General features: G+C 49.7%; 5 protein-coding genes and 1 pseudogene. 3 read left to right on the top strand and 3 right to left on the bottom strand.

Features of this window, described 5'->3' with window-relative positions; translation table 11 throughout:
• From cmoB to Q0349_RS06010, 3 genes and pseudogenes are all read right to left on the bottom strand, one after another.
• Positions 1 to 446 (bottom strand): annotated as a pseudogene (gene cmoB, locus Q0349_RS06020) (tRNA 5-methoxyuridine(34)/uridine 5-oxyacetic acid(34) synthase CmoB); the annotation flags it as partial.
• Positions 447 to 565: 119 nt separating this feature from the next.
• Positions 566 to 769, bottom strand: coding sequence for a hypothetical protein (locus Q0349_RS06015; protein ID WP_298079975.1), 204 nt, complete (start codon positions 767 to 769; stop codon positions 566 to 568).
• Between the two features lie 127 nt (positions 770 to 896).
• On the bottom strand, positions 897 to 2,084 hold the full coding sequence (locus Q0349_RS06010) for a saccharopine dehydrogenase family protein (RefSeq protein ID WP_298079974.1): 1,188 nt from the start codon (positions 2,082 to 2,084) through the stop codon (positions 897 to 899).
• A 363-nt stretch (positions 2,085 to 2,447) separates the two neighbouring features.
• Between Q0349_RS06010 and Q0349_RS06005 the strand changes: the two genes are divergently transcribed.
• The 3 genes from Q0349_RS06005 (at position 2,448) to Q0349_RS05995 (ending at position 6,793) form a co-directional block, all read left to right on the top strand.
• Positions 2,448 to 3,425, top strand: coding sequence for a ribonucleotide-diphosphate reductase subunit beta (locus tag Q0349_RS06005; RefSeq protein WP_298079973.1), 978 nt, complete (start codon positions 2,448 to 2,450; stop codon positions 3,423 to 3,425).
• Between the two features lie 651 nt (positions 3,426 to 4,076).
• The gene (locus Q0349_RS06000; protein ID WP_298079972.1) at positions 4,077 to 5,744 is read left to right on the top strand and encodes a ribonucleoside-diphosphate reductase subunit alpha; all 1,668 of its coding nucleotides are present in this window, start codon (positions 4,077 to 4,079) and stop codon (positions 5,742 to 5,744) included.
• Between the two features lie 20 nt (positions 5,745 to 5,764).
• Positions 5,765 to 6,793 carry a RelA/SpoT domain-containing protein gene (locus Q0349_RS05995; protein ID WP_298079971.1) on the top strand — a complete coding sequence of 343 codons (1,029 nt, stop codon included), beginning with the start codon at positions 5,765 to 5,767 and terminating at the stop codon, positions 6,791 to 6,793.
• Positions 6,794 to 7,170: the final 377 nt, after the last annotated feature.

Genomic DNA, 7,170 nt, shown 5'->3' with positions numbered 1-7,170 from the left:
ACATCAACACAGCGAACATGATGAAAGCCGGTTTTTTTCAACCAATTGATCAAAGCCGCTACGGAAGGAATAAAATACACATTCTTCATTTTGGCATAACGCTCAAGCGGCATTAAAACCGTATTTTCATCGCCATCAACAACAAGGGTTTCCAAGACTAACTCGCCGCCTTTGGCTAATTGATTTCTCAATTGCGTCAAATGATCCAACGGCGATTTTCGATGATACAACACTCCCATTGAAAAAACCGTATCAAATACGCCCAAAGGCTGCATTTCTTCAATGCCAAGTGGAATTAAATTCGCCCGTCGATCATGATTTAATAACTTCCGTACCGCTTCAAACTGACATAAAAAAAGGGCGGTCGGATCAATGCCGATAACGGCTTTCGCCCCCTCTCCTACCATGCGCCACATGTGGTAGCCGCTACCGCAACCGACATCAAGCCAGCGCAGTCCGCGCGGCAATGCGAGCCAGTCGAGAAATGGTTCGCCTGCGGCACGGCTCCAGCCGCTCATATAGCGCTCGTAGGCGGCGGCGTTTTGGAAGGTACTCATGGTTTTTGTTATTTCTTTTTGCGTGCCTGTTTGATTAGCGAGATTACCGCCGCCAATATGAAAATAAACGGCAGCAGATATTGGCCAAAAATGGCGAGGCTTTGCAAAATGGAGGCGACAACATGATCGCCCATTTGGCTCATTTCTGTTGGTGTCGGCGCATTGGGTCGGATAGCGTAATAGTGAAGTACAACATAGCTGATAACTACCAAAATACTATTCAGTCAGCACGGCATTTTGGCGGCAAGTTCTATCATGTCTTCCATATCGCTTTTTCTTTTTGCCATAGGTTGTCTTCTTAAAAAAATGGTGGGGCAAGCCCCACCCTACAAATATGTTTTACAGTTCTTTTATTTCCCACGGCAGGCCGTATTGGGCGAGTGCGTCAAGGAACGGATCCGGGTCGAATTGCTCCATGTTATAGACGCCCGCCTGATGCCATTTGCCTTGCAGCATCATCATCGCGCCAATCATTGCCGGGACGCCGGTGGTGTAGGAAATGGCCTGTGAGCCGACTTCGGCGTAGCAGGCTTCGTGGTCACAGATGTTATAGATGTAAACGGTTTTTTCTTTGCCGTCTTTCATGCCTTTGGCGACGCAGCCGATACAGGTTTTGCCTTTGGTGCGCGGGCCGAGTGAGGCGGGGTCGGGCAATACGGCTTTGAGGAACTGGATGGGGATGATTTCTTTGCCTTCATACATGACGGGTTCAATGGAGGTCATGCCGACGTTTTCCAATACTTTGAGGTGATTGAGGTAATTGTCGGAGAAGGTCATCCAGAAGCGCGCGGTTTTGATTTCCGGATAATGTTTGACCAGTGATTCCAATTCTTCGTGATACATCATGTAGATGTTTTTTTCGCCGATTTGCGGGAAATCGAAGACGCGCTTGTGCGAGAGCGGCGGGGTGATTTGCCAGCCGCCGTTTTCCCAGTGTTTGGCTTCGGCGGTGACTTCGCGGATGTTGATTTCCGGGTTGAAGTTGGTGGCAAAGGGCAGGCCGTGGTCGCCCGCGTTGGCATCGATGATGTCCAGCTCGTGAATTTCGTCGAGCAGGTGTTTTTTGATGTAGGCGGTGAAAACGTTGGTCACGCCGGGGTCAAAGCCGCTGCCGAGCAGCGCCATGATGCCGCGCTCCTTGAAGCGGTCGTGGTACGCCCACTGCCATTTGTATTCAAATTTGGCTTCTTCCGGCGGCTCGTAGTTGGCGGTGTCAAGGTAATCGACGCCGGTGGCAAGGCAGGCGTCCATGATGTGCAAATCTTGGTACGGCAGGGCGACGTTAAGGACGAGGTCGGGCTTGATGCGTTCAATCAGTGCGGTAAGTTCGGCGACGTTGTCGGCATCCACCGCCGTAGTGGCGACTTTCACGCTGTATTTGGCGTGGACGGCGGCGGCAATCGCCTCGCATTTGGCGACGGTGCGGCTGGCGAGGGTGATTTGGCTGAAGACGTCTTTTGCCTGCGCGCATTTGTGGACGACGACGTTGGAGACGCCACCGGCGCCGATGATAAGGACGTGGGACATGGTTTGCTCCGGTATGAATGAGGCGGCGGATTATACAGCGGCGGCAGGGGAATTTCGGGCGTGTGCGGATGTAGTAAATCCACCACACAACGCCATCTTGGCAAAACGGGGGGTTAGCAAATGGCGTTACAAACAGTTACCAAATACACCACAATATATAGTGTTTTTATGCCGTTTGGGACGCTAAAATACACCAGTACTAGAAATCCCTGCTAAGCCAATGAGAAACGAAAAAGGGTAAACCTTCGCCTTTGTTGCCCCCCAAAATCCTCCTAAAATGAGCTGCCGTTTTTACTTAAAAATTGACCCGCCGCCTCCGGTTTGGCGGGATTTCCTTTGTCTCCACCCGCCCGGACGCCCGCCATGACCCGCAACCTCTTTGAACACCGCCTGCAAATCAAGCCCTACGAATACCCGGAACTGCTCGAATTCAAGGACGCCATCCGCCATTCCTACTGGCTGCACACCGAATTCAACTTCACCGGCGACATCCAGGACTACAAAACCGTCATCACCCCGGCAGAGCGCACCGCGCTCACCCGCGCCATGCTCGCCATCTCGCAGGTGGAAGTGAGCGTCAAGCGCTTCTGGGGCGACCTCTACCGCTACTTTCCCAAGCCGGAAATCGACGACGTCGGCGGCACCTTTGCCGAAAGCGAAATCCGCCACAAGGACGCCTACTCCTTCCTTCTCGAAAAACTCGGCATGAACGAAATGTTCAGCCAAATCCGCGAATACCCGGCGCTGATGCGGCGCATCGAATACATGGAAGACTTCATGCGCGACAAGGACATTGGCCGCGAGCGCTTTGTGCTGTCGCTCGTCATGTTCTCGCTGTTTGTCGAGCATATCTCGCTCTTCGGCCAGTTCCTCATCATCATGTCGTTCAACAAACACCGCAACCTGTTCAAAGGCATATCAAACGCGGTGGAAGCGACCTCGAAAGAAGAAGAAATCCACGGCCGCTTCGGCATCGCCCTCTACAACATCATCCGCGACGAACACCCGCGCCTCTTCACCCCCGATTTCTACGACGAACTACAACAACTTGCCAACCACGCGCTTGAAGCCGAACGCGGCATCCTGCGCTGGATCTTCGAAGACGGTGACCTCGACTTCATCACCCTCGACACCGTCGAAAACTACATCACCAACCGCTATAACAACTCGCTGGAAATCCTCGGCATCAACGCGCCCTACCTCGTGGACCCGAAAAAACTGCGCGAGACCGAGTGGTTTGACATCGAAATCCTCTCCGGCAAAGAAGGCGACTTCTTCTACAAACGCAGCACCGACTACAGCAAAAAAATCAAACAAATCACGGCGGATGATTTGTTCTGAACCTATTTTTCTCCTTCCCGACAGCGAAAATAAATCCCCCTCCCCTGCGAAGCGGGGGAGGGACGGGGCTCCCCTTGAAAAAGGCGGATGCCTTTTTTAAGGGAACCCGGGGAGGGGGTGTGAAAAAACGCGTAGCAACAGCAACCAAAGCGAGTTGCAAATAGCCTTAATGTATTAATCATATTAGTGGAGACAATATTATGCCTTTGAAACCTGGCCCTAAACCGATAGCCAAATCTACTGGAGAACACGATAAACGGCGTCGTGACAATAAAAATACTCCAGGAAATCATCCAGATTTAAAGCCTAGTAAATCATCAAAAAAATAAAATTCTTTCTGTCCGACCGCAATTTTGTATTGTCCTACGGAATATCTGTTAAACCAGAGAAGCCTCTCTTTTGAGGGAGAGGAATTAATATGGAAAAACTACACTTTTAATAAGTTTGTATAGTGAACCTCGGCTGAGAAAACAGTCGATATACCCCCTCCCCCGTGGGGGAGGGCAGGGGTGGGGGCAGCAAACACGCCGCTGTGCGACAAAAAACACCCAACTATTTACATACACCAACCCCGCTACCCCGTATGTAAAACCCCAAACACCACCCGGCACCCGGAACGCCGTCCACCCGACAACATCAAGGAACACACCCATGACCCACGCCGAAACAACCCGCCCTGACTTTTCCTGGCTAAACGAAGACAGCCGCCTCTTTCTCCAGCGCGGCTACCTCCTGGACGGCACCACGCCAGAAGCGCGCATCCGTGCCATCGCCGAACACGCCGGCAACATCCTGCAAGACGACACCTTCGCCGAACGCTTCCATCACTACATGGCACGCGGCTACTACTCCCTCTCCTCGCCCATCTGGTCAAACTTCGGCCTCTCGCGCGGCCTGCCCATCTCCTGCTTCGGCAGCTACATCGGCGACTCCATCTACGACATCATGCGCACCACCGCTGAAGTCGGCATGATGAGCAAAATCGGCGGCGGCACCAGCGCCTACTTCGGCGCCATCCGCCCGCGCGGCAGCGACATCAGCAACAACGGCAAATCCGACGGCAGCTTCAACTTCAGCAAACTCTTTGACACCATCATCGACGTCATCTCGCAAGGCACCTCGCGCAAAGGCCAATTCGCGGGCTACATCGACATCGACCACGGCGACATCGACGAATGGCTGGACATCCACACCGAAGGCAACCCCATCCAGCTCATGTACTACGGCGTCTGCATCAGCAACGCCTGGCTGGACGCCATGAAAGCGGGCGACCCCGAAAAACGCCGCGTCTGGGCAAAAGTCCTGCAACGCAAAGCCGAAACCGGCATCCCCTACCTGTTTTTCAAAGACAACGCCAACGCCGGCCGCCCGGACGTCTACAAAGACCGCAACATGACCGTGTACGCCTCCAACCTCTGCACCGAAATCATGCTGCCCGCCAGCGACGAAGAAAGCTTCGTCTGCTGCCTCTCCTCCATGAACCTGCTCCACTACGACGAATGGAAACACACCGACGCGCCCGAAGTCCTCACCCAATTCCTCGACGCCGTCATGAGCGAATTCATCGACAAAAGCGCGGACATCCCCTTCCTTGACCGCGCCCGCCGCTTTGCCGTGCGCCACCGCGCGCTTGGCCTCGGCGTCCTCGGCTGGCATAGCTATTTGCAGGCAAACCGCATCGCCTTCGACAGCTTCGCCGCCATGCAAAAAAACAACGAAATCTTCCAACTGCTGCAACAAAAAACCCTGGCCGCCTCACAGGCACTCGCGGAAAAATTCGGCGAACCCGAACTGCTCAAAGGCTATGGCCGCCGCAACACCACCCTGATGAGCATCGCCCCGACCAAATCGAGCAGCTTCATCCTCGGCAGCGTCTCGCCATCAGTAGAACCCTTCAAATCCAACTACCACGTCAAAGACCTCGCCAAAATCAAAACCACCTACAAAAACCCGTTCCTGGTAAAACTGCTGCAAGAAAAAAACCTCGACAACGAAAAAACCTGGGAAAGCATTTTGCTCAACGACGGCTCCGTACAACACCTCGCAGCCCTCAATGACGAAGAAAAAGAAATCTACAAAACCTTTGCCGAAATCAGCCAACTCGCCGTTATCCAGCAAGCCGCGCAACGACAAAAATACATCGACCAGGGACAAAGCATCAACGTCATGATCCACCCCGAAACCCCGACACGCGACATCAACCAGCTCTACCTCACCGCCGCCGAACTCGGCCTCAAATCCATCTACTACCAGCACAGCATGAGCGCGGCCCAACGCTTTAACCGTAATCTGCTGAATTGCAGCAGTTGTGAGGGGTAACCTTTTTGAGGAGATAAAATATGGAATGGATAGAACCCCAATTTTCTAGAGAACGTGTAAATAAAGCAGGAATAGCTCTTGCCAACTCAAATCAATCTAATGAAGATATAACAGTATTTCATAACTGGAGAAGTTCTCATGCTTATCCAATGCAGGTTATGATAGATTTCTTAAGAAAAAACTCTTTGCGTATAGATAAAAATTCTATTGTGGTACAAAGACTTAAGAGAGCACCGTCAATCATTAATAAATTACGTCGAGAATCTAATATGAATTTAAGTAGAATGGAGGATATAGCAGGGTGTAGAGCTATACTATCAAATTTAAATAAAGTTAGAGATTTGCATAGATGTTTAAAAGATAGCAGGACTAATAATATTCTCTATAGAGAAAGAGATTATATCAATAATCCTAAAGATTCAGGATATAGGGGTGTTCACTTAGTATATAGATACAACGGAGCAAAAGATAAGTTTAGGAATATGAATATTGAATTACAAATTAGGACAAAAATTCAGCATTCATGGGCAACAGCTGTAGAAGTTATAGATACCTTTACCAATCAATCACTAAAATCAGGGAATGGAGACAATAAATGGCTAGAATTATTCAAGTGCATTGGAACTGAATTCTCAAATTTAGAAAACTTTCTTGCTAATAAAATAAATGATTACAGTAATTTTGATAAAATAATGGATTTAACCAAAGAGTTACATCTATTTGAAAAACTCAGCCTATTTAGAATATCTGTAAAAGCGATAACTGAAAATTTATCTAATGAAACAAAAAATAAGGAGTCTTATTTCTTAATAAATCTAGATTTAAACTCCAAAACAGGGTTTTATAGAACATTTAGGAAAGACGAACTTGAAATAGCCACCAATATATATAATGAATTTGATGATTCAAATCAGAAGGATAAGGACATTGTATTAGTATCTGCAAAGTCTCTAAAAGAACTAAAAAAAGCTTATCCTAACTATTTTATTGATACTAAAGAATTTGAGAAAAACTTAACCAAAGTTATTAATATTTACACATCGAAGTAAGCAAAAATTTGGAAACTTATTCTTCGCTCACGTACTTAATTAAATATAAGTCTGTACCAAGCCAGCCTGGCGCGCAAAATTTGCGCGCAGCGTAAAAACCTACCCTGCGGTCGCGCCCCACCAAAACGCGAGCGTTTTGGTGGGTATCCGACGGTGAGTTTTGAGGACTGGTACAACTCGTATCAGCGAGAAAGGGAGCGGACAATTCTCCACAGTCCATTTCCCGAAAGATAATCAAGCGGGGCAACTAAGCACTCTTCCCGCCCACTCAACACCCACCATGCCCTCCCGCGAAACCTTCCTCCACGCCTGCACGCAAATTGCCACGCAGCTGGACGGCTTCCGTCTCCTGCAAAAAGGGCAGGTGTTGAAAAAAG

This window comes from uncultured Cardiobacterium sp. (genome assembly GCF_938028185.1).
Classification (GTDB): domain Bacteria; phylum Pseudomonadota; class Gammaproteobacteria; order Cardiobacteriales; family Cardiobacteriaceae; genus Cardiobacterium.
Note: the sequence above shows the minus strand (reverse complement) of the source record. Positions and strands in the feature narration are given on the sequence as shown.

Excerpts from the sequence above, each read along its gene's own strand:
- Q0349_RS06010 (WP_298079974.1), bottom strand. The coding sequence starts at position 2,084 with ATGTCCCACGTCCTTATCATCGGCGCCGGTGGCGTCTCCAACGTCGTC.
- Q0349_RS06005 (WP_298079973.1), top strand. The coding sequence starts at position 2,448 with ATGACCCGCAACCTCTTTGAACACCGCCTGCAAATCAAGCCCTACGAA.
- Q0349_RS06000 (WP_298079972.1), top strand. The coding sequence starts at position 4,077 with ATGACCCACGCCGAAACAACCCGCCCTGACTTTTCCTGGCTAAACGAA.
- Q0349_RS05995 (WP_298079971.1), top strand. The coding sequence starts at position 5,765 with ATGGAATGGATAGAACCCCAATTTTCTAGAGAACGTGTAAATAAAGCA.